General features: G+C 38.4%; 22 protein-coding genes and 1 tRNA gene. 14 read left to right on the plus strand and 9 right to left on the minus strand.

Annotated features, from left to right (window positions below):
• Positions 1-18 precede the first annotated feature (18 nt).
• The 3 genes from psbV to petJ all read left to right on the plus strand — a co-directional run bounded on the left by psbV (position 19) and on the right by petJ (position 1,872).
• Positions 19-510 (plus strand): photosystem II cytochrome c-550, encoded by a 492-nt coding sequence (psbV, locus tag AC012T_RS11490; RefSeq protein ID WP_487065819.1) that lies wholly within the window; start codon positions 19-21, stop codon positions 508-510.
• Positions 511-795: 285 nt separating this feature from the next.
• Positions 796-1,215, plus strand: a complete 420-nt coding sequence (gene petE, locus AC012T_RS11495; protein WP_487065821.1) for a plastocyanin — start codon at positions 796-798, stop codon at positions 1,213-1,215.
• Positions 1,216-1,497: 282 nt separating this feature from the next.
• Positions 1,498-1,872, plus strand: coding sequence for a cytochrome c6 PetJ (gene petJ / locus AC012T_RS11500; protein WP_487065823.1), 375 nt, complete (start codon positions 1,498-1,500; stop codon positions 1,870-1,872).
• An 86-nt stretch (positions 1,873-1,958) separates the two neighbouring features.
• Here the strand turns inward: petJ and AC012T_RS11505 are convergent, their stop codons facing one another.
• The gene (locus AC012T_RS11505) at positions 1,959-3,374 is read right to left on the minus strand and encodes an energy transducer TonB family protein (RefSeq protein WP_487065825.1); all 1,416 of its coding nucleotides are present in this window, start codon (positions 3,372-3,374) and stop codon (positions 1,959-1,961) included.
• Between the two features lie 351 nt (positions 3,375-3,725).
• On the opposite strand from AC012T_RS11505, the gene AC012T_RS11510 reads away from it, so the two are divergent.
• Positions 3,726-4,376 (plus strand): cytochrome b N-terminal domain-containing protein, encoded by a 651-nt coding sequence (locus AC012T_RS11510; RefSeq protein WP_487065827.1) that lies wholly within the window; start codon positions 3,726-3,728, stop codon positions 4,374-4,376.
• On the opposite strand, the gene AC012T_RS11515 is transcribed toward AC012T_RS11510, so the two are convergent.
• Positions 4,328-6,259, minus strand: a complete 1,932-nt coding sequence (locus AC012T_RS11515) for a cation:proton antiporter (protein ID WP_487065829.1) — start codon at positions 6,257-6,259, stop codon at positions 4,328-4,330. The genes AC012T_RS11510 and AC012T_RS11515 overlap by 49 nt on opposite strands.
• Positions 6,260-6,598: 339 nt before the next feature.
• Between AC012T_RS11515 and AC012T_RS11520 the strand changes: the two genes are divergently transcribed.
• The 3 genes from AC012T_RS11520 to AC012T_RS11530 all read left to right on the plus strand — a co-directional run bounded on the left by AC012T_RS11520 (position 6,599) and on the right by AC012T_RS11530 (position 9,077).
• Positions 6,599-6,671: transfer RNA gene (locus AC012T_RS11520), tRNA-Glu, on the plus strand.
• A gap of 406 nt (positions 6,672-7,077) precedes the next feature.
• A complete protein-coding gene (locus AC012T_RS11525; RefSeq protein ID WP_487065831.1) occupies positions 7,078-7,203 on the plus strand; it encodes a hypothetical protein in 126 nt (41 codons plus the stop codon).
• A 200-nt stretch (positions 7,204-7,403) separates the two neighbouring features.
• Positions 7,404-9,077 carry an ABC1 kinase family protein gene (locus AC012T_RS11530; protein WP_487065833.1) on the plus strand — a complete coding sequence of 558 codons (1,674 nt, stop codon included), beginning with the start codon at positions 7,404-7,406 and terminating at the stop codon, positions 9,075-9,077.
• Positions 9,078-9,133: 56 nt separating this feature from the next.
• On the opposite strand, the gene AC012T_RS11535 is transcribed toward AC012T_RS11530, so the two are convergent.
• Both AC012T_RS11535 and AC012T_RS11540 read right to left on the minus strand, forming a co-directional pair.
• Entirely contained in the window at positions 9,134-11,161 is a 2,028-nt protein-coding gene (locus tag AC012T_RS11535; RefSeq protein ID WP_487065835.1) for a GAF domain-containing sensor histidine kinase, read from the minus strand.
• A gap of 685 nt (positions 11,162-11,846) precedes the next feature.
• Positions 11,847-12,182 (minus strand): ribbon-helix-helix domain-containing protein, encoded by a 336-nt coding sequence (locus tag AC012T_RS11540; protein WP_438892100.1) that lies wholly within the window; start codon positions 12,180-12,182, stop codon positions 11,847-11,849.
• 83 nt (positions 12,183-12,265) lie between these two features.
• Between AC012T_RS11540 and AC012T_RS11545 the strand changes: the two genes are divergently transcribed.
• The 3 genes from AC012T_RS11545 to AC012T_RS11555 all read left to right on the plus strand — a co-directional run bounded on the left by AC012T_RS11545 (position 12,266) and on the right by AC012T_RS11555 (position 13,514).
• The gene (locus tag AC012T_RS11545; RefSeq protein ID WP_487065837.1) at positions 12,266-12,499 is read left to right on the plus strand and encodes a hypothetical protein; all 234 of its coding nucleotides are present in this window, start codon (positions 12,266-12,268) and stop codon (positions 12,497-12,499) included.
• A gap of 84 nt (positions 12,500-12,583) precedes the next feature.
• Complete coding sequence (locus AC012T_RS11550; protein WP_487065839.1) at positions 12,584-13,102, plus strand: HNH endonuclease; 519 nt, start codon at positions 12,584-12,586, stop codon at positions 13,100-13,102.
• 16 nt (positions 13,103-13,118) lie between these two features.
• Entirely contained in the window at positions 13,119-13,514 is a 396-nt protein-coding gene (locus AC012T_RS11555) for an alr0857 family protein (RefSeq protein WP_487065841.1), read from the plus strand.
• Here AC012T_RS11555 and AC012T_RS11560 read toward each other — a convergent pair.
• Positions 13,495-14,355, minus strand: coding sequence for a polysaccharide deacetylase family protein (locus AC012T_RS11560; RefSeq protein WP_487065843.1), 861 nt, complete (start codon positions 14,353-14,355; stop codon positions 13,495-13,497). The two genes, AC012T_RS11555 and AC012T_RS11560, sit on opposite strands and share 20 nt — an antisense overlap.
• Before the next feature lie 532 nt (positions 14,356-14,887).
• The gene (locus tag AC012T_RS11565; protein ID WP_487065845.1) at positions 14,888-15,739 is read right to left on the minus strand and encodes a polysaccharide deacetylase family protein; all 852 of its coding nucleotides are present in this window, start codon (positions 15,737-15,739) and stop codon (positions 14,888-14,890) included.
• Between the two features lie 224 nt (positions 15,740-15,963).
• Between AC012T_RS11565 and AC012T_RS11570 the strand changes: the two genes are divergently transcribed.
• From AC012T_RS11570 to AC012T_RS11585, 4 genes are all read left to right on the plus strand, one after another.
• Positions 15,964-16,086, plus strand: coding sequence for a hypothetical protein (locus AC012T_RS11570; RefSeq protein WP_487065847.1), 123 nt, complete (start codon positions 15,964-15,966; stop codon positions 16,084-16,086).
• 201 nt (positions 16,087-16,287) lie between these two features.
• Positions 16,288-16,653 (plus strand): hypothetical protein, encoded by a 366-nt coding sequence (locus tag AC012T_RS11575; protein WP_487065849.1) that lies wholly within the window; start codon positions 16,288-16,290, stop codon positions 16,651-16,653.
• A gap of 203 nt (positions 16,654-16,856) precedes the next feature.
• Complete coding sequence (locus AC012T_RS11580) at positions 16,857-17,393, plus strand: Dps family protein (RefSeq protein WP_487065851.1); 537 nt, start codon at positions 16,857-16,859, stop codon at positions 17,391-17,393.
• 37 nt (positions 17,394-17,430) lie between these two features.
• Positions 17,431-18,198, plus strand: a complete 768-nt coding sequence (locus AC012T_RS11585) for a ChaB family protein (protein ID WP_487065853.1) — start codon at positions 17,431-17,433, stop codon at positions 18,196-18,198.
• A 107-nt stretch (positions 18,199-18,305) separates the two neighbouring features.
• Here AC012T_RS11585 and AC012T_RS11590 read toward each other — a convergent pair whose 3' ends face one another.
• The 3 genes from AC012T_RS11590 to AC012T_RS11600 form a co-directional block, all read right to left on the minus strand.
• Complete coding sequence (locus tag AC012T_RS11590; protein WP_438892092.1) at positions 18,306-18,578, minus strand: GlsB/YeaQ/YmgE family stress response membrane protein; 273 nt, start codon at positions 18,576-18,578, stop codon at positions 18,306-18,308.
• Positions 18,579-18,657: 79 nt separating this feature from the next.
• Positions 18,658-19,203: an RNA 2'-phosphotransferase gene (locus AC012T_RS11595; RefSeq protein WP_487065855.1), complete on the minus strand. Its 546-nt coding sequence runs from the start codon at positions 19,201-19,203 to the stop codon at positions 18,658-18,660.
• Between the two features lie 209 nt (positions 19,204-19,412).
• Complete coding sequence (locus tag AC012T_RS11600; RefSeq protein ID WP_487065857.1) at positions 19,413-19,826, minus strand: hypothetical protein; 414 nt, start codon at positions 19,824-19,826, stop codon at positions 19,413-19,415.
• Positions 19,827-19,846: the final 20 nt, after the last annotated feature.

Here is a 19,846-nt window from a genome sequence, read left to right on the forward strand (position 1 = left end):
AAAACTGAGAGGGGAAATATGTTTAGAAGACTAATTGGTGTTGTTGTAATTACTGTTTTGCTAACTTTTCAGATGCTTGTTGGTAGTGCAACAGCGGTGGAAGTGGATAAAGCTACCCGCACAGTGCCATTGAATGAACAAGGTGATACTGTTGTCATCAGCGTCAAAGAACTGGAAAAAGGTAAACGCTTATTTAATGATACTTGCGCTCAATGTCATGCTGGGGGCGTAACTAAGACTAACCAAAACGTGGGACTAGAACCACAAGCTTTGGCAGGGGCTACACCAAAACGTGACAACATTGCAGGGTTAGTAGACTACATGAACAATCCTACAACCTACGACGGTGAAGAAGAGATTTCTGAAATACATCCCAGTATTAAGAGCGCTGATATCTTTACAGAAATGAGAAACCTGACAGATGATGACTTAAAAGCGATCGCAGGTCACATTCTCATCCAACCAAAAGTCGTTGGTACAAAATGGGGTGGCGGTAAAATTTATTACTAAATTTTTCCTGACTAGCCTCTGTAACAAATGAAGTAGGGCAATAATATTGCCCTGAGTATAAAAAATCTCAGTTCCCAGTCGTGTTACTTGAGTGCATTTAAGCACAACCTTGATCATTAGTTACAGATGATTTCGGTTTTTGCTTGAATTTGTTCTCTGGAAGCAGGACTGGGAACTTTGTCTTTTGGTTTAAAAAAAAAATCATCTATGACAGATTGTCATATTTGGTGTTGATTGTATTTAAAATGGGAACAGGAAAATAAAACTATATCTCAGGAGAGAGCCATGAAATTAATTGCAGCAAGTTGGAGACGCTTAACTCTAGCTGTATTGACCGTTCTTTTAGTTGTGAGCAGCTTTACTGTTTTTGCTCCCACAGCATCCGCTGAAACATTTCAGGTCAAATTGGGTAGTGATAAAGGATTGTTACAATTTCAACCCAGTAAGTTGACAATTAAAGCAGGGGACACAATTGAATGGGTTAACAACAAACTTGCTCCCCATAATGTTGTTTTTGATCCTGCCAAAAACCCTGCTCAAGATAAAGCTTTAGCTGCATCTCTATCTCACAATAAATTGCTGTTGAATCCTGGACAGAAAGTAACAACAACTTTTGCCGCAGATGCACCTGCCGGTGAATACAATTTCTATTGCACTCCTCACCGTGGTGCTGGTATGGCTGGTAAAATCATTGTTGAAGGCTAAAAAACTTTCTGCCTGAACACCAGATAATTTTTTTTCGCTTATTAAGTGGCAGAAACTCTTGATAAGAAGCGGTAACGAGTTGTATCCCCAGGTAATTAGAGAGGGATTAAGCTAGTTACCGCTAATTTTTATCAAATTTTTAACCAAGGGAATTTCGTATTATATTATACGTAATAGCTAATAACTGGAGATGTAACTAAATATTTGAGGCTGCTATTAGCCCTGGATATATTTACTAGCAACAGTTGTGCAGTGGCAGAATACTGGTGCGAGGAAAGTTTCTTGAAAATACGTTTACTAATTTTATTGTTAGCGATCGCTTCGCTCGCCGCAAGCATCACTCTTTTTAACTCAATAATTATTTATCCAGCCTTAGCAACAGAAACATTTAACGGTAGAAAAATATTTAACGCTAACTGTGCTTCTTGCCATATTGGAGGCACTAACATTCTGGTCGAACATAAAACTTTAGAAAAGGAAGCATTAGCAAAATACCTGGAAAATTATGACACTGAACCTATCCAGGCAATTATCCACCAAATACAAAACGGAAAAGGTGCTATGCCCACCTTCAAGAACAAGTTGAGCAATCAAGAAATTATAGAAGCAGCAGCTTATGTTTTCCAAAAAGCTGAAAAAGGCTGGAAAAGCGAGTAGGGCTGAGTGTTCAGTCCTAATAACAGCGGAATTTAAGTAATGCAAAGGCTACTCGCGTTGATAGCGGCAGCCTGACCACAATAATTTTATTGTTTTTTATTTGACTTTTCTTGTCTTTCTTCCTTAATTTGACGTAAATTTTGGATTAGCTTTTGAGTAGATTGCGTAGAGACTGGAGGCTGATTTTCCCCAACGGATATTGGAGAAGGGTTGGGAATCACCACAGATTGAGCATTCGACTGATTTTTTCTGTCTTCTGGTTGAGATACTGTTTGAGAATCTTGATTCTGTAAAGGCTGGATTTTTACAGTCGTTTCCTGAGTATTATTGCTATCGTTATTTTTCTGAAACCGTAATTGGAATGGATAAGAACTAGTCTGCTTGAAAACTTTAGGTGGATTAGCGCTAAAAAATTCCCTAGTTTTCGATTGTAGTTGAGGAGCTACTGACCGATCTTGAAACTTGATATCTAAAACCTTGCCATCAGGATCTATCACCAAGCGACCCACAACAGTACCTTCCATACCTCGTTGATCTGTCGAGATAGTTTCACGAATGACTGCTTGTTCTTTAACGTTGGGATATTCTTGCTGAATTGTTTTTCTGAGGGCATTGTAAGAGTTGAGGTTAGCCAATAACTCTTCTCTTTTCAGGGCTTGTGAATCAGACCGATTGAAATTAGTCCGTTCTGGTTGTTGCCTCGTTGTAGTTTCTGGGGATGGCATTAACCCTCTTGGTGCTGATGCTAATTCACCTTTACCTGAAAAAGATTGTTCAGGAGCCAAGTCAGATGGAGAATTTGCCGCAATTTGAACTCCATTATCACCCAACTGGATTTCTTGTGGTTGAGCAGTTCCCGATCCTGTTGTTCTAGAGCCAATATCAATCGGGTCAGGAGATGGGTTATTTAGCGGTTCTGCAAATTTATTATCTGCCTGAACTTGTGGCAACCTATTGATATTCAGTGCTTGGGTTTCTTTAATTTTGGCATCTAGGTCATCAACAAAAGGGGAAACTGAGGGAGAAAATGTACTTTTAGGAACTCGAAAATTAGAAATTTGCGTCCGAAAATCGTTTCTAGCAAATCTCTGGACGGGTTGCCTTCTAGGCAAGTAAGAAAGATTATAGTTGGCAGATGATTGGGGGATGGGTGGCAGTACTTGCTGGCTAGATAAAGGTGGCTCCAAGGGTGGCATTATTGTTGATTGACTGCTCAAGTTTGTCGGAGGCAGTTGCTGTTGTAGCGGCAATTGCGGTGTTTGTAATGCAACTTGGGATGGATCGATAGTTTGTGGCAACCGACTTTGGTCAGATGGACTCAATTCCATTAATCCGACCGCTTGCGCTTGAGATGAATCAGTTTTTGCAGATTTGGAATCAACAGGCATTAAGGGAACAATCAAAGCGATAGCACCGTGGATGCCAAGAGAGGCTATAGCTGCTATCCCAGTTGGTTGACTTAATATTTCTGGTATATTTTTCAGTATGGAGACGTAAGACATAGCTGTTATCGTTCACTCGGCTCAGTTGCATTTGACTAGTCTAAGAAGGCAGAAGGCAGGAGATAGAAGACTGTAACACTGATCAAATCTACTTTTTGTCTCTTGCTAACTACTGAACCATTTCTGCCGTGCTTTACTAGCTATTTTATCTTTTTCGATTATATTGCCATCTTCAGAGATGGGTTCCTCTAACCAAATAATAACTTCTTATATTGGCATTCAAAACAGGACGGTTCAATTAATCTTAAGTTTTTACTTTTTTGCCTAAATTAGTTATAATTTAAAGTTGTATTAAAAAATTGATTATAATTGTTATATAAATACACAATTAATTAGAATAGAGGTTTGTCCATGCAAATTACCTTATTTGAGCGGTTTTTGCGGCGACTGGCGACAATTTTATCTGTCGTAATTTTGACTCTGAGCCTCATTTACACCTCAACGGGAGTTTTACTGTCTTTTTACTACGAACCTACAGCAGGTGGTGCTTATCATTCATTGCAGATGATTAAGACGCAAGTACCCTATGGCTGGTTATTTTATACAACTCATGAAATTGCTGGTAACGCTGTTATTGCGATCGCACTCATTAATCTCGTCGTCATGTTTTTAGGTCGGCAATTTCGTCAGAGTTGGCTGACTGCTTGGATCAGTGGCATTTTATTAACATTAAGTGCCATTGGTTTAAACTGGACAGCCATGCTGATTGGTTGGGATCAATTAGGATACTGGCGATTTCAAATTGAGCTAGGCACAATAGAAGCAATTCCTGTCATTGGTGGACAACTACGAGACATTTTAGTTGGTGGAGGGGCGATTAACACTCTAACAGTGCAACATCTTTATAGCCTGCACAGCTACGTGATTGGAGCTACAACTATCATTTTGGCTTTAGTACATTTGTCTGCCTTGTTATGGCAAGAGTGGGAAATGTCTCAGGAGAACAGCGGACTTCAATTACTAGATAGTTCATTAGCAGATGCCTCACTAGCAGAAAGTTGAGACAATTTAGCGGTGGGTAATTCTTCTACCTCCGCTAACTTTTCCAAGGACAGGGGTGTAGACTGACTCGCACCAGATAAGCGTTTTAACAGGTTCGGTCGAGAATCGTGTAACAAGTAGATAATGCGATCGCCAATTTCCCAATCCTGATTTGCGGACATCACCTGTAGACGACCTTCTCGTTCTATTAACAATGGCACCAACAGCCCATTACGAATCTTTTCTTGTATATGCTCCTGCTGACTAGCAAATTCCTCCTCATTTAAAGTCGTAGTCCCCAATTTCACCCTGCCATCGTTCAAATACTCTTGCCAAGTTTTAATCGGTAAATCGGATATAAAAGCCTGATCAACCTTACTATTTGAATTAGAACTTTGAGGATCACGGGGAAAAACTGCTAAAACACGAGGTGGACTAAATTCCTCAGCAGCCCGTTGTGCTAAAACAAAATTCACCTCCCCATTATTAGTCATCGCCAAAAAAGTTCCCATAGAAGCAATTCCCGCTTCTTCTAAAACTGTTGCATCAAGCGCACTACTAGCAATTACCCGCAAATTTTGAGCTTCAGCTTGAGCAAAATATTGGGAGTCAGTATCAATCATGATCACGCTTTCTCCCCGTTCTTGAAAAAATCGGGCAATTAACAAACTCAAGGGATTACAACCAACTATCAGCGCCCCAGTTGCATCTTTAGAAGTGATTCGTAACCACTTAACCAACCAGCCTGCTGTTAACCCTTGACAAAAAACCGTCATCATAATTGTCAAGAACACCAAAGCTTTAATCGCATCACCACCATTAACACCTCGCTGGGTCAGGGAAATAGCAAATAAAGAAGCCACAGAGGCAGAAACGATTCCTCTAGGGGCAACCCAACTTAAAAACAGTTTCTGTCGCCAATTAAGATTACTATTCCAAGTACATAACAGAACGTTAATGGGGCGAACAACGAACATTAATACCAAAACAGTAAATAAACTACCCCAACCCAAAGCCAATACACTGGCAATAGATAGGTCAGCGGCTAGAAGGATAAACAGTACAGAGACGCTGAGAATTGTCAGCTGATTTTTAAAGCTTTTTAACAGCCGTTCTTCAGGAACTGATGAGTTGGCAAATACTGCACCAGCAACGACAGTAGTCATAATTCCTGACTCACTCCGAATAGTCTGCGCTAGAGTAAATAAACCCCACAGAACTGCTAGGACTACTAAGTTTTTCAGTTCAAACGAGAGAAAATTAGCGCGTTTAAAAATCCAACTCATCAAGTAGCCGCCAACGCCCCCAATGGCAGCGCCCACACCCAAACGCATTAGTAAACCAATAATGGCGTTAATAGGGTCAGCATCACCATTTAAAATTGTATCCAGGACAACGTAGGCAAGAATAGCACCCACTGGATCGATTAAAACCCCTTCACCTTCCAACAGCGTTGCTACTTGTCTATCTACGTTGATTTGTTTGAGTAGGGGCCCAACAACTGTTGGCCCTGTAACAACGACTATGGAAGCATAGAGAAAAGCTATATTCCAAGGAAATTCTCCCAGCCAGTGAGCTGCCATACTCCCACCCAGGAGAGTTATTAGCGTTCCCAGGGTGACTAGTAATTGCAAACTGACTGAAACTCTGCTCAACTCCCGCAAATCTAATTTGAGTCCACCCTCAAATAAAATAATTGCCGTTGCTAGAGAGACGATGACTTCTACTCCAGTTCCTAGTATGTGGGGATGTAATAATCCAATACCATCAGCGCCTAATAGGATGCCTAACAGAAGTAATAAGACGATGCTAGGTAGCTTGAGGTATGCAGCCATTACTTGGGCGCTAATGCCAGCAAGGACTGTAAACACCATCTGTAAGGTAATTTCAAAAGATGCTTCCATGTTGTAGATTTTGAGAGATTGATTTCAAAATCCTTTGTAAAGAATCATAAATACTCACTTTACAGGGTACAACAGCACACCCATCGTTAAGAAATTAAGAGATTCTTTTGTGCTTAGTCTTTTATGGTACATCTTGTTTAGCTAGTTGGCGACCAAATAGGCTGTGTTTAACCAGAATACAGGAGTATGGCTAACGCCGCCCTGTGCTATCAGAAGTATGGCTTACGCCATGATATTTTTCTAATTTCCTACTGATTTAGATGCTGTTCAAAATTTTTTTGCCAAATTTGTTGACAATCTCTGAAAAATCCGTTACTTTATAAAAAGTCTGAGTCCAATGCCCCCATCGTCTAGAGGCCTAGGACACCTCCCTTTCACGGAGGTAACGGGGATTCGAATTCCCCTGGGGGTACTTTAAATGTATAGATAATTTAGATAGGTGGAAGAAGTTTAGTAGATTTCTTTTTTGCCTAAAAGCTAACTTTTTCTAAACTATAGATTTACACAATGCTTATTCATTCGCACGTTGACTAATCGCCATAACGTTGAATTGTCAGTATTTGGTGAAGCAGTGTTAAATAATGGATATTGCCATTAATCAGTATAAGCATTCAAGGGGGTAGAAAAGAAAGAGCCAAAAATTACCCTCAAAATCTGATAAATTAAGCGACATGGAACATAAGCGCGTCAATCACTTAGAGCAGATACCTCCCGAAGATTGAGGAGAGACTCATATTCAAAGCGCAAACATCTGGTAATGTACCAGTTTCGGCTCTCAAACCGAGGCTGGTAGTGTTTTAGTTAAGCAGATACTAACTGTGCTTATAACCATTAAATCTCAAAAACCTCAAGTTTTGGAGTTTATGATTGAGGCTGTTGCTGCTTGTGGTGGTACAACCATTCTTTCTTTACTTCCAGTAGCTACTAAGCTGTTACGCATCTAGATTGGATAATCCTAAAATGCTTAAATCCTGTGGGGTGGGCATCTTGCCCGCCAGATTTATACAAATTAAATGGACAATAGCTTACTTGCTCTGATGATTCTGACTTGCTGAAAGCGGCTTAATTTTTATGAATTTATTTTTTGGGGTTGTTTTTCGGTTTATTTACACCCCTTGAATGCTTACTATTTTTGTTGATATTTATGATAGCAAAAGCTCAAAAATTTCGTTGGCAAAAAACTAGATATTCGGCTTTATCTCGAAAAATCGACATTTTTATGGCTGCGGGGAAATTTATGTTATTTCTTTGGTGGGATAGTATTTTTCCTCAAGATTCTTTAGAACATAAAAAAAACCGGGCTACTTGGTTGGTTAATACTTTAATTAATTTAGGGCCTACCTTTATTAAAATCGGTCAAACTTTATCAACTCGTGCTGATTTATTACCTTTAGAGTATGTGGAAGCTTTAGGAACTTTACAGGATCAAGTTCCGGCTTTTAGTAGTCAAGAAGCGATCGCTATGATTGAGTTAGAATTAGGTAAACCTTTACAATTTATCTATCAAGAATTTGAATTGAATCCTTTGGCTGCTGCTAGTTTAGGTCAAGTTCATAGAGCTAAATTATACACTAGCGAAGAAGTTGTTATCAAAGTACAACGTCCGGGTTTAGAGACTTTATTTAAGTTAGATTTTAAGATATTATTACAGTTAATCAAGTTTTGCAATAAATATTTTGTTCAGGTTAAAAAATATAATTTAGAAGCGATTTATGATGAGTTTTTTAATTTGTTATTTCAAGAAATTGATTATATTCAAGAGGGCAAAAATTCTGATAGATTTAGGGAGAATTTTTATGAATATCCGCGTATTGTTGTGCCTAAAGTATATTGGCAATATACCACAACTAAGATATTAACTTTAGAATATAGACCAGGAATTAAAATAAATGATAAAGCCGCTTTAGAAGCTTGTGGAATTAATATTAATAAGGTAAATGAAACGGGTATTTGTTGTTATTTAAAACAGTTATTACAAGATGGATTTTTCCAAGTTGATCCTCATCCAGGGAATATGGCAGTCAATCCAGATGGTAGTATCATATTCTATGATTTTGGCATGATGGCAGAAATCAGAACTTTGGATAAAGATCAGATGATTAAAACCTTTTTTGCGGTGTTAAAAAAGGATAGTGATGAAGTGGTAAATACTCTAATGAGTATGGGATTACTTGAACCTATCCCAGATATGACCCCAGTGAGAAGATTAATCACATTTTTATTAGATAAGTTCACCGATAAACCCTTGGATATTAGGGCATTAGGCGAGTTAAAAAGTGAACTTTATGAAATGTTTGAACAGCAACCATTTCGCCTACCTGCTCAAATGACATTTATTTTAAAAGCTTTAACCACATTAGATGGTATTGCTAGGACTTTAGATCCTAAATATAATCCTACAGCATCAGCCCAATCATTTGTTAAAAGCCTGGCAACTACAAAAAGTAAAGGAAATTCTATCGCCCAATTAAGCAGACAAGCAAGGGATTTTATTCAATATCAATTGACAAAACCGAATAAAACTGAAGTTTTAGTTAAAAAATTAGAAGAAAGAGTTGAAAGAGGAGAGTTACAGTTAAGAGTTAAAAATGTTGAAAGCGATCGCATATTAAGACGAATTTATCTAGCAGTCAAAACCTTAATTTATGCTTGCTTAACAGGATTTAGTATGTTGACAGGATTAATTTTGATGATCGCTAAGTATAATAATTGGGCGATTGCTATTTTTTGTGTATGTAGTTTTTGTCTATATTTATTAGTTAAATCCCTAATGAAATTAGCAGTTATCGAGAAAATAGAAAAATTGAGTAAAAAGTAGCTGGCTTAAGTATCACTTTTATAGCTTGGTCAAAATCCCGTTGTATTTTTTTGTAATTATTGTTGGGAATATGGTTGAGTTGGTGAGGAAAACTGAGGGAGAGTGAGGGTAAAACAAATTTCGCTGAGAGGGGAGTCTGTAATTGGAGTACTTTCAATAGCGATCGCACCCTGCAAATGCTGCACTAGAGATTTGACTAACGCTAATCCCAAGCCTGTACCTGGTGTCCAACGTCCTTTACCACGACGGAACTTGTCAAAAATATAGGCTGCTTCTTCTTGTGAGATGCCACGCCCTGTATTAGTCACTTTAATAATAACTTGATCAATTTCTTGTTCGACTTTGTGACTGGCTTGTAAATGGACAACAGTATCACGTTCCGAGTATTTACTGACATTAGTAAAAAGTTCTTGCAAAATGCGCTCAAAACTCTCAATTTCAGTTTGGAGCGTTAATGGCTCCTTGGGTAAATCCACGGTGATAGTTAATTCCTTCTCCGTCAGTTGCTTTTCAACACCAGCGACAAACTCATTAATCTTAGTATTTAAATCTATAGTTTCAAATTGTGGTGCTTCTTGATGAGATTCAAGTTTTTGGAGGGTCAGTAGGTCATTAATCAAGTTAATTTCTTTAGTACATTCGGATTCTAGAATATCTAGATATCGAGATTGACGATCTGCTGAAATTCCTGGCAAGCGTAGGTTACGAATGGACATTCGCATATTTGTCAGGGGATAACGCAAGCGATCGCTAATATTGCTGACAAATTCATCTTTGAGTTCATTTAATTGTTGTAACTGCTCAACATATTGCTTTGTTTTTTCATACAATTTTGCCTGTACTTCCAAACTCCGCTTCAGTTGCTCTGTTCGTTCATCTACTAAATTTTGGACTTGTCGTAGTGTCTGTGACTGAATTATGGCATTACTCAATTGAGCGCAGACCATTTCCACCAGGTTCAATTCCGCAGGTTGCCAATTGCGAGCAGTTTCTTGCTGTAAAACCACAAAACCTAAAACTTTGCCTTGATTTTCCAATGGCATTAACAGTGTGGTAGGAAACTCCTCAGTAGCAAATAATGGATTTGGTTGCCAATCATCTTTTAGTTCTGTAAAATTATCAATCATAATCGGTTTCCCCGATTCTACAAATACACGCTGACATAAACTACAATCTGATAACCAAAAAGACTGCTCTAATTTTTCTAAAGCAGTGGCAGAAACGCTGTTAGTCTTACTCCATTCCCCAACTATAGTAGCTTTGGCTTTAGGAATTTGCTTTTTTGGACGATTCCTAAACATTGGGTCTGCGTATTTCAATAAAATCAATAAACCTCGATCTGCTTCTAAAGATTCAGCAGTCGATGAAATCACCAACTGGAGCATTTGATTCAACTCCAAGTTACTAAGACTTAGTATAGTTAATTGCTTAATTAAACTTTGATGCTGGCTAGTCTTTTGCAGATACTGTTTTTGAGTCGATAGCAGATGTATTTGTGATATTTGAGCTAAAGCGATCGCACAAGATAACGCTACTACCTTTAGTAATTGTTTTTCTGATTCATTCCAATCATAAGGTTGGAATTTTATCAGGCTAATTACACCGTTCTGTTGCCCATTAAATCGCGTGGGAATTGCTAAAACCGATTTAATCGGGACTGATAAAGATTGACACCCAATTACTAGATTTTTTTGAATTATGGAAATATCATCAATAGTCAATGGTTCAGATGCACATTGTACAACTGGTGAACTCATCATCAACTGTTCCATTGATAATATTTCGCTGGAGTGTGATAATTCCAGATATTCTTCACTACACCAATTAGCTGTAGATATTTCAGCCGATTCATCACCTGTGACGGCTAATAGACAGCAGCAATCTACTTTAAATGCTAATCCCAGTAAGTGAGCAATTTCTTGCAGCATCAAGGATGGATTTGCACTATTGGCAATGATATGATTAATATCCTGCACCAAAGCATGGCCTGTTTTGTCCTGTTGCTGCATCAGATGGGTGGGGTATTTTTGTAGTTTTTCTACATCATTTACGTATTGTGGGAATGACAATAAACGCTTTTTCATTACTGGTACACTAGTGGATGATCATCCGATACAAAAATGCTAACAATCTGATGAATCCTGAGTCATTTATGAAGATTTTCCGTTAAATCTTAATTATTTATATTTCAGTTACTGTTTTTTAACAGCCATATCAATCTAGGTATTAGCGGACAAAGCAGTGAATTTTTGTAACTGAAAAACTGCTACGAGGCTAAAAGGCAAGTCTTCTCTACCTTTAGTAGTAATTAGGCATCAATTTTTTGCCCATATTCTAAGAGCCACTTAATATATCAGCATTTTGAGGTTGAATTAGTTTATAGCCTCATGACTAGGATATCGTGTCTGTAACTTTACATAAACCGTAATTTCTCTATAATTACACAAGAAATATCATAGTTGGTATCCGAGTTAATACTGGATAAGTCGGTAACAGTCCACGAAATACAATTTTGGGTATTCTGGGTTTACCGAGTTGATTTATAGCAATGGGCAGGGTACTGAGAACATTTTTGAATAAATAAGAGAAATTTTGGTATGTAAAGGTTATCTGTACCTGTCGCCCGATCCAAAAAAATAAATCAAAACCCAATTTAACGGAGTGCAACCTAGTTACTCTTAGGAAAACCAGGTTGCATTGACTGAAATATTAAGACTGGCGCAGGCTGGCAGAAATCATTAAACAGTAGAAAGTTTCCCTCACCACTCGTTACTCAGCCAGACTCTCGACACTTAGAGGAACCATATCGCCATTCTTAGTTAGCGCCAATAACATAGGCTGTTGAGCTTGAATTAATGTGCCTGTGAGTACACAGCGTTCTTCTTGTTGGGCTGTAGCCGGTATACTAGCTCGAATATCAGCACGGGAAAATCTGGGTTTCCATTCACCTGATTTTTGCTGGACATAATTCCAGAGGATATCTCGGATGAGGGCTTGATATCCTTGATTGCCAGCTATCTCCTTGAGTTTATCTTTAAGTTCGCGCTCCAAGCGGATGCTGGTAACTTCCATGTCAGTGGTTGGGGTGCGTGCGATGGTATGCATGATTTTTTCTCCTTATGGGTATAGACAGGATAGTAATACAAGTGTAGTATGTTTAAAGAAATGTTCAATAGGTGAAATTTTCTGTGAAATCCTTTTACCCCATCTCTACCTCTTCATATCCCGCCAATTGCCAAGCCAATTGGGAATTTGCTGCTGTGGGAGTGGAGTATCTATTTATGGCCGATGGTAGCCAGCATCAAAGGCAAAACACAGAGGGTAATGATGATTTTAGATATATCAGTTTTAATGGGCTGATTAGTAAACCACAAATAGATACCAGAAGCGGGAGGTACAAGCGAATAAATGCTGTACCGTAATAAGACCAGAAAAGTATCAGGTCAATTTCTAACCCCCGCTTCCACCAAATCAGAAGCGGGGGTTTTTTAATAAGGAGTCGGGCTGTGACGAGCGCCATACAAGTTTTAGAGCAATCCGTAGTGGTGTTTTCTCAAAATTATTTACCACTGTGTCGGGTCAATATTAAACGAGCGATTGTGTTGTTAGTAACGAATAAAGCTGAACCACTAGACTTTTCCTCAGAAGGGGGATGGTTAGTTCACTCACCTAGCTTAGTGTTATCTGTACCAAAGCACATCCGGTTGAAAATCGCTGCGGCTGAGAGGATGTGGAGAGTTCCCCCAGTAAATCGGCGGGAAGTACTGCGACGAGATCATCACAGTTGTCAATATTGCGGTACTAACAAACGTCTGACATTAGATCATGTGATTCCGCGTTCTAAAGGCGGTTCTCATTCTTGGAGTAACGTAGTCACAGCCTGTGAAAGATGTAATTCTCGTAAAGGCGATAAAGCGATCGCTGAAGTTGGAATGCAATTGCGTACCAAGCCAAAAGCACCAGTCCACCCAGCTGTTTATTTTGCGGAACAGTTCTGGATAGATCTACAAGCAAACCTGGAATAACAGGAGAGCATAAGGAATGCTGAAATTAACTTACACTGAAGGGAGCTTTAATTTAGAGTGTCTTACTCTGTCACTAGAAGAATGGGTGGCGCAAAGAGTAATTTTGGCACTACGTATTGGTCAACCTCTACATTTTGAACCTAGCACGGCTTCCTTTTTGCTTCCTGTTGATTTACCGGGAGTAGAAAGGCTGAAGATGGAGGTGCAACGAAATGATGGTGAAATCATCGTGTTGTCTACCTGTGATGCTGAATATCTGGAAGTCACTTTGCGGGGTTCTTGGTTATCAGATGGTGAAGATGATGCTGTGGGTGTGTTTGTGACAACAATGAGCGATCGCACTGAATTCTTCTTAAACAAACTTTGGAATGAGGCTCAAGCTGATGCTGCTGTCAAAAGTGCTGAATGTTGATTGAACTTGATCGTTGCATTTCCAGCAATTTGGGAAGTGTGACAAATCGGTAGCCTTGCTGTTTGAGTCCGTGGATGATTTCTGGCAAGGCTTTTACCGTTTGAGTGCGATCGCCCCGACCATCATGCAATAACACAACAGCACCTGGTTTCGCACCTTTGAGAACATTATTAACAATAAATTGTGGGTTTGATGAATTAGTATCACCTGAATTTACTGACCACTTAAAAATGGCATAGTTTTGAGTTTTGGCGTAAGCGGATAATCCGTTATTTAACCTACCACCAGCAGGACGAAATAAGGATGTTTTTACTCCTGTAGTAGTGTAAATAAGTTGAGCAGTGCATTCAATTTCGTTTTTGGCTGTTACCGGGTTCATGGGTTTAGTCGAATGATGCCATGTATGATTACCAATAGCGTGTCCTGCCGCTACAAGTTGTTTGGCAATTTCCCGATTATTTTTTAAAGAAGCTCCTACCCAAAAAAATGTAGCTTTGACATCATTTTGTTTAAAGATATCTAACATTGCTAAAGTTGTTGTTGGCCAGGGACCATCATCAATAGTTAAAGCAATAACTTTTTCATTGTTCTTTGGTTTGACTCGACGATAGATTTGAGCTTGAGATTTATCTGGGATATTAAAAGTTATATTTGCGCTGTTAGCTGGTGGCTGTAATTGGTCATTCAGTTGACAGGGTGAGGGAGTTACAGGAATTGCATTGAGATTAGTGAGTGAGATTTCTGGTATTTTAGGTAATGTGATTATTCCAGAGATAATCAAGAGAATGATGACGACAGCGGCAATAATATTTTGTATTTTGTTGAGTTTATTTTTGGGCATGATTTTCTGTATTAACGTAACGTGAGTTCGACATAAGATAATTTGTGGAAAACTCGCCACAAGTAGGAGTCTCAAACCCTTATTCTCTCGCCCTTAAAAATCATAACTCCGTTCGCGTAGCGTCTCCAAAGGAGAAACTCCTAACTCCTAACACCGAACTCACGTTAACGTAAGTTATAGCAGTTCTCGATGGAGTGATGTACAAAAACCCCAACCCCTCTCACAAGGGCAGGTTTTTAATATGATCTGTGAAGGCAGGACTGGGAAGACAAGGAGGGAAAGTAGACCAGGAAGATTTTATACTCAAAATAGTCTTTTAACGGAGTATTTTTGTTACTAAATATACATATTTTTGTACGGCTTTTCTCCCTTGTCACCCGTTAAGCCTCACGACAATGTAAAATACCTACCCTTGTGATCCCCAACCCTCTCCCTGCAAGCGATGAGGGGACTATGATGTACCTCATGTGATTAGGAAACACTATGATATAAGACCAACCTCAACTAGATGATTAGCAACTTGGGTTATTAGCTATTTTTCTATTTCTAATAATTCGGGAATAGTGACAAATCTATATCCTTGTTGTTTCAGTCCATTGATGATTTCTGGTAAGGCTTTGACAGTTCTTTCTCGATTTCCTCCACCATCGTGCATTAAAACAATTGCGCCGGGTTTAGCATCTCTAAGAACATTTTTAACGAATACTTGATATTTTGCACGAGGATCAGTATCTGCTGAAGTTACTGACCACATGACAACGGAATTTTTTTGATTTTTAGCATAAGCGGCTAATCCGTTGTTTAAATAGCCTCCGGGGGGACGGAAAATAGATGTTTTTACACCTGTTGTTTTATAGATTAATTCATTTGTTCTTTCAATTTCACGTTTGGCTGTGGCTGCATCCATACGTTTATATAAATGATTCCACGTATGATTACCAATAGCGTGACCTTCAGCTACAACTCGTTTAGCTATTTCTTTATTGGCTTGTAAGGAACTTCCTACCCAAAAGAATGTGGCTTTTACATCATTTTGTTTAAGGATATCTAACATTTCTACTGTGGTTTTTGGCCAAGGACCATCATCAATAGTTAAAGCAATAACTTTTTCGTTATTTTTGGGTTCGACTTTATAAACTGTCTTTCCTTGGAATTTAGCAGGAACGGTAAAATTCAGGGTTTTGATTTTAGCCGTTGGTTGAGATTTGATATTTGCTTGATTTTCAGGAATGGAAACTCCCACGGCTTCGCTGTTGGTTTTTAATTGTGGTGGATTTGGATTACTGGTACAAGCAGTTAGAGAGGATACTATTATGGCAACAGTAATTATTCTTATTGTTTTTTTGTAGTTGTTTGTGGAAGTGTAATTATCACTTGGCAGCATAAATTTCTGTGAAATATATCACAGGTTAGAAATTTGAACTTTTACAGTTTTAACAGAAAATTTAGACGCGGTGTAGGAGTAAAGCGGATAGAAGAATTATAGCAATTCCCAAGCTCATGAAATACACCCCACCCGTGCTGTAGCGCACCCTCCCTTTACTAAGGGGAAAGGCTATATCAGAAAATTGATTAGAGGTTTTTAAGCAGCAATCTATCTCAGGAAATATGTCTTATAGCTTATATTATTCTAGCTTTAGTAGTGCGTGCGATCAACAAGATAAAGTGAGCAAAGAAATACTCAAAGATAGGGTAAAAGGAATCTTTATGGGGTTAGCTATGGCTGTATAGCAAGACTGTAATATTGTCAAGAGTATCAAAAACAATGCCTTGAATATGAAAATAATCGAAACATCACAAACACTATTGTATATATCTAAAGAGTGAATTTATCTAATTTATGATCAAGGCAAATTATATCTGAAGATTGATGAAATAAATAGTTATTTAAACTACTCTACAAGTAGAAATATAAAGCGCGAAAATATCATAATGAAGATTCTTGATTTTGCTATATCTAGATTGCAGTTAGCATCCAGATTTATATTCATGGCTTTTGCCTGTGCCTTCATCTTTTTATTTAGTGCTTCTCCTGCTTTAGCTATCAGTAGTTATCAAAGTGAACCCACAGAAGCAACAACGCAGCTATTGGAAACCCAACGCAAAACTGATGAAGCAGCTAAAGCTCCACCGATAGGACTTAAAGAAACGCAAGAAAAAACAAGGAGAGGGCTTAATGAAGTTCAGGGAGATGCTGATATTGACAAAATGAAGCGTCCCGAAAATTCACAAAATGCGACTTCAGTAGAACAGGAAGTAGAAGGTTTTTTGGAAAAAGTTACAGGCGGAAACAAGTAAATATTATTAATGGCTTAGGGTCAATATATACATTGGAATTGACCCTATTTATTGGAGTTATATTTTTAGTTATTTAAGTAAATAAAATCAGAATGTTTCTTTAGATATACAAGAAAATAAATATTAATATTTCTATTGATTGATGTGGATTATATCGAGATTATGACAACTTATATTGTAAGTACTAATAGACTACGAGATTAATGACTAAAATTAACATTGGCTTGACAGAAGAACAGCGTTACGGTGTGATGAATTTGTTAAATCAAGATTTAGCAGATTCTTATGTCCTGGTAGTAAAAACTAAAAAGTATCATTGGGATGTTGTTGGGCCTCAGTTCCGTACCTTACATGAACTTTGGGAAGAACAATACGAAGAATTGACTGAAAATATTGATGAATTAGCGGAAAGAATTCGTAAGTTAGGAGGTTATCCAACTGGCACAATGGAAGGATTTCTCAAGCTTGCTACGCTCAAAGAACATAGTGGTGAAATTCCCACAGCAACGGGGATGGTAACTCGATTAGTGGAAGATCATGAGCAGGTTATTCGCAACTTAAGAAGTCATGTAGATCGGTGTAGTGAAGAGTTTCATGATCAGGGTTCTGCTGACTTTTTGACTGAATTAATGGAAGAACATGAGGAGATGGCTTGGATGCTGCGCTCATTTATTCAAGGGGAGTCATTAGAACCAGATAGACAAGAACAATTAGAAACTAAAGTTCCAGTTGGTGTGTAGTTGAGAGTTGTTAATAACAAGTAGAAGGAGTATACAAGTGTCAGAAGGATATCAAGCAGAACGGACAATTTCGGCTGTATTAAGAGAGCAGAAACAAGTTGATGATGTAATTCGCCGTTTACTAGATAGAGGTATACCGAAGGATCATATTTCGGTAATGGGTCGAAATTTCCAGTCAGAAACGCGAATTTCTGGTTTTATTACTAAGCGGGATGTAATTCTAGGGGGTTTGAGAACAGGGGCAGTTTTTGGTTCTTTGTTCGGTTCTTTCTTGAGCTTGCTGACAGGTGTAGGCGTGTTATTTATTCCCTTTGTGGGGCCAATTGTGGCAGCAGGGCCAATTGGTGCGGTGTTGTTGGGGGCTGCGAGTGGTGCGATCGCAGGTAGTGCAGGTGCTGGTTTAGTGTCGGTTTTCACGGCTATGGGGATGCCAGAAGAGAAAGCGGCAATTTATCAAACCCGCTTACAAGCTGGAGAATTCTTATTAATGGCAGAAATTCCGAGCGATCGCACAGGTGAATTTCAATTGCTATTAGAAAGTGCTGGTGCTGAAGAAATTCACACAAGTGATAAAACCCTGGCTCATGCTTGTCCTGGCCCATGTAACAGCCCAGAAGATTTATCTCCTGAAGTTCGCGCTCATCTATCACCAGGAGCGCAGCAAGTATTCATTCAGCGATATAATGCCATATTGAATGAAACTAGCGACGAATTTACATCTGAACAAGCCGGCTGGGATGCGGTTCATCAACAATTTGATGAAGATGAAAATGGTATCTTGTCCAAAGAAAAAGTTAGAGTTTAATTTCTGGCAATTAAAGAATTAGTAACAGGTAATGGGGTAAAACTCATTACCTTTTCATCGCTGACTAAAGGTTATTTTATATCATATTGGCTTTAGCCACATTCCACCTAATAACTAGTACGTCCAGTAAACAAACCCCACAGAAAAATTGCAACTATTGCGCCAATAATAGCCACAATTATGCCAGGAATACTCAGAGTTGCGGCTGTAAATTGTAATGTTCCTGTTTCTAAAAGAGTTACTAAAGTTCCACCAACAAAAGCACCAACCATACCTAAAATCATGGTTGCTAATATACCTCCACCTTGACGACCAGGATAAATAGCTTTAGCGATCGCTCCGGCAATAAGTCCTAGAATTATCCAAGCAATAATATTCATAGTCTAATTCATGAAAATTCCTATCCATAGATTAGTAATTTTATCTACTCACGAAGTCTGTCAAAGGACATATTTAAAACTAAATGCAGTGTAAATATTCAGGTGGTACATGATCTACTAACCAAACACCATTATCAGAACAATAAAAAATATAACCTGCTGCATACATCACACCAGCATCTACAGCTAAAATAACGGGTTTTCCATGCCTTGCACCCACTACTTTAGCTGTGGCAATGTCAGATGATAAATGTACATGATGACGTGACATTTTAGAAATTCCTGTTTGCATAATTGCATCTACAGATGTTTTTCCTGTGCCGTGATACAGCACTTTTGGAGGTACAACAGGTTTTAATTGCAAATCAACTTGTGTACTGTGTCCTTGACTAGCACGAATCAGAGTCAATGTAGAATCAAAAGCAAAACGTTTTTTATCACTGGTAGCAACTACTTCTTCTAATTCTTCACGAGTAATAGGAAATTTGTGATTAGTGCAAGCTATTAGAAGTTCATCCACAGCAACCCAACCACCAGGAGATAATTTAATACCTATTTCTTCTGGTGTGTGACGTAAATATTTACTCAGAAATTTACTAATTTTCACTAAGCGAGAATTACTCATTTTAAATAAAAATAAAAAGTAAGAATTCAGGAGTTCGGAGTTCGGAGTTCGGAGTTCGGAGTCAGGAGTCAGGAGTCAGGAGTCAGGAGTCAGGAGTCAGGAGTCAGGAGTCAGGAGTTCGGAGTTCGGAGTCAGAAGAATATTTTTCTCTTCTGTTCCCTGCTCTATAAAACATTCTTTATCCTGAATCCTTACAACAAAAAAATGAATTAATGATTTTTGGAATAATGGCTTTTTAAATAGTCACAAAAACAAATTATAAAACCTAAAACACAGCTTGCTTTCCAGAGAAATAACCACCAAGGGTTCCACCATGCTCCTGTTTGAACTTCGACAATATCAGATAATCCAAACAAAAGAAAAATTACCGATGTAATTTGATTTTTGCGTTTAGCAATCAGTGAATCTCGTTTGTAGCTATACGCTATAAACCCCAAAGCAAATAAACCCCATAATACTGCCTCAATGTAATTTCCTTGCTTGTAAAGGGTTTCTAAAAGTTGGGCATTTTCCAAAGAACCAGACTGATTCAACCACACAACAAACCCAAGCATTGCCACAAATAACAGGCTTAAACGTAAAAATGCCCCTTTCGTCAACTGCAAAGGAGATTTTGGATGCATAAGCTTTAAATTGGTATTTA

The organism is Anabaena sp. EIM26, assembly GCF_057568715.1.

Bases quoted from the DNA above. Each gene is read 5' to 3' on its own strand.
- psbV (WP_487065819.1), top strand. From the start codon at position 19: ATGTTTAGAAGACTAATTGGTGTTGTTGTAATTACTGTTTTGCTAACT.
- petE (WP_487065821.1), top strand. From the start codon at position 796: ATGAAATTAATTGCAGCAAGTTGGAGACGCTTAACTCTAGCTGTATTG.
- AC012T_RS11505 (WP_487065825.1), bottom strand. From the start codon at position 3,374: ATGTCTTACGTCTCCATACTGAAAAATATACCAGAAATATTAAGTCAA.
- AC012T_RS11510 (WP_487065827.1), top strand. From the start codon at position 3,726: ATGCAAATTACCTTATTTGAGCGGTTTTTGCGGCGACTGGCGACAATT.
- AC012T_RS11515 (WP_487065829.1), bottom strand. From the start codon at position 6,259: ATGGAAGCATCTTTTGAAATTACCTTACAGATGGTGTTTACAGTCCTT.
- AC012T_RS11530 (WP_487065833.1), top strand. From the start codon at position 7,404: ATGATAGCAAAAGCTCAAAAATTTCGTTGGCAAAAAACTAGATATTCG.
- AC012T_RS11535 (WP_487065835.1), bottom strand. From the start codon at position 11,161: ATGAAAAAGCGTTTATTGTCATTCCCACAATACGTAAATGATGTAGAA.
- AC012T_RS11540 (WP_438892100.1), bottom strand. From the start codon at position 12,182: ATGCATACCATCGCACGCACCCCAACCACTGACATGGAAGTTACCAGC.
- AC012T_RS11555 (WP_487065841.1), top strand. From the start codon at position 13,119: ATGCTGAAATTAACTTACACTGAAGGGAGCTTTAATTTAGAGTGTCTT.
- AC012T_RS11560 (WP_487065843.1), bottom strand. From the start codon at position 14,355: ATGCCCAAAAATAAACTCAACAAAATACAAAATATTATTGCCGCTGTC.
- AC012T_RS11565 (WP_487065845.1), bottom strand. From the start codon at position 15,739: ATGCTGCCAAGTGATAATTACACTTCCACAAACAACTACAAAAAAACA.
- AC012T_RS11570 (WP_487065847.1), top strand. From the start codon at position 15,964: ATGTCTTATAGCTTATATTATTCTAGCTTTAGTAGTGCGTGCGATCAA.
- AC012T_RS11575 (WP_487065849.1), top strand. From the start codon at position 16,288: ATGAAGATTCTTGATTTTGCTATATCTAGATTGCAGTTAGCATCCAGA.
- AC012T_RS11580 (WP_487065851.1), top strand. From the start codon at position 16,857: ATGACTAAAATTAACATTGGCTTGACAGAAGAACAGCGTTACGGTGTG.
- AC012T_RS11590 (WP_438892092.1), bottom strand. From the start codon at position 18,578: ATGAATATTATTGCTTGGATAATTCTAGGACTTATTGCCGGAGCGATC.
- AC012T_RS11595 (WP_487065855.1), bottom strand. From the start codon at position 19,203: ATGAGTAATTCTCGCTTAGTGAAAATTAGTAAATTTCTGAGTAAATAT.
- AC012T_RS11600 (WP_487065857.1), bottom strand. From the start codon at position 19,826: ATGCATCCAAAATCTCCTTTGCAGTTGACGAAAGGGGCATTTTTACGT.